We start from the raw sequence: 1,657 nt of genomic DNA on the forward strand, positions 1-1,657 counted from the left end.
CTCATCGTCTCCGTGGGTTCTCGCGGCGCGCAGAGCCTCACGCAGCGGAGCATCAGCCCGGTCGAACTCCCCCCGCGTGAAGTAGACGAACGCGAGGCCGTTGAGGGCGTCGATGGTGTTCGCGTGATCTGGGCCGACGGACCCCCGGAAGAGCTCTATGGCCCGCTCGAACTCCCGCTCGGACTCCTCGACCCGGGAGAGCGTGAGGTAGGTCGTCCCCAGATGGTACCGGACGATGCCTTCGACTTCGGGCTCGTCGATCAGGGCAGAGTCCGCCCGCTCCGCGGCTTGGTCGAGCGCTTCGGCGACCGTGACCTCACGGCCGGACTGGTACGGATCCGACTCCCCCAGGATGCCTAGGATGAAGTCGTTGACGGCCTCGGACTTTGCGGCCTCCGTCTCGGCTCGGTCGCGCTCGTTGCTGACGCGCGCGAACGCTGTCGTCGCCACGCCCACGACCACTGCCAGCGCGGCGGCTGTGCCCAACACACCTGCCCGGTGCCTCCGTACGAACCGGCCGACCCGGTATCCCGCCGTCGGCTGGCGCGCTTCCACGGGCAGATCGTCGAGCCACCGGCGGAGATCCGCAGACAGCGCCTCCGCGGTCGGGTATCGCCGCTCCGGCTCCTTCGCCAACGTCTTCGCCAAGATCGTGTCCAGGTCGCCGCGGAGCGCCTTCGCCCTCGATGGGGCCACCTGGACTGCTGTATCCGACGCCCGAGGCGGTACCACCTCGCACACGGTCCGCTGGAACGTCGCAGGGTCCAGACCGGACACGTCATAGGGGCGCTGACCCGTGAGGACCTCATAGGCCAGTATGCCGAGCGCGTACACGTCCGTCGCCGTCGTGATCTCGTCTCTCCGGACCTGCTCCGGGGCCGCATACGCCGGCGTCATCCACCCGGGCACCGTCAGGTCGGGGTCCACCACCTCGTCGCCCAGCAGCTTCGCTACGCCGAAGTCGAGCAGCTTGGGTTGCCCCGCCTCGTCCACGAGCACGTTGGACGGCTTGAGGTCGCGGTGGACGACCAGCCGGGCATGGGCGTACGCCACGGCATCCGCCACGTCGGCCATCAGCGCGACCCGCTGGCGAACGGTGAGACCGCCCGCGCCGCCAGCGGAGCCCGCGTGGTGCGTGAGCGTCTGGCCGCGGACGAGCTCCATCGCGAGATACGGGCGTCCGTCGCCGTCGAGGCCGCCGTCGTAGAGTCGCGCGATGCCCTCGTGCTCCAGCCGCGCCAGCACGCGGCGCTCTTCTCCGAGCCGGGCCGCCAGCCGCGCCCAGGCCTGCCCCTGGGCGCCAGGCCGCAGCAGCTTGAGCGCCACCTCGCGCTCGAAGGCCCCATCAGCGCGGACGGCTCGGTAGACCACGCCCTGACCGCCCTCACCGAGCACGCCCGTCACGCGCCACGGACCGACGGTCTCCGGCGGTGCTGCTGCGGAGGGCATCGTGGACCCGCTGGCGTGCGCATCGCTGGCGACGCCAGACACCGGAGAGGCGAACGACCCGGCCCCAGTGGCCGCCTCGGCGGCGGCGACGAGCGAGGCCGCCTCCGCGCGAAGCGCCGCGTCGATCTCACCGGTGGGCGTGCGGCAGGCCTCGTCGAGGAACGCGTCGCGCTCGGTCGGGTCGCGGTCGAGGGCGTCGGGGACGAGC

General features: G+C 71.8%; 1 protein-coding gene. It reads right to left on the reverse strand.

All coding sequences use genetic code 11. From position 1 onward, the window contains the following. On the reverse strand, positions 1–1,657 hold a 1,657-nt coding region (locus AAGI91_17865), incomplete at both ends, for a serine/threonine-protein kinase (GenBank protein MEM1044481.1).

Source organism: Bacteroidota bacterium (assembly GCA_038746285.1).
GTDB lineage: Bacteria > Bacteroidota > Rhodothermia > Rhodothermales > JANQRZ01 > JANQRZ01.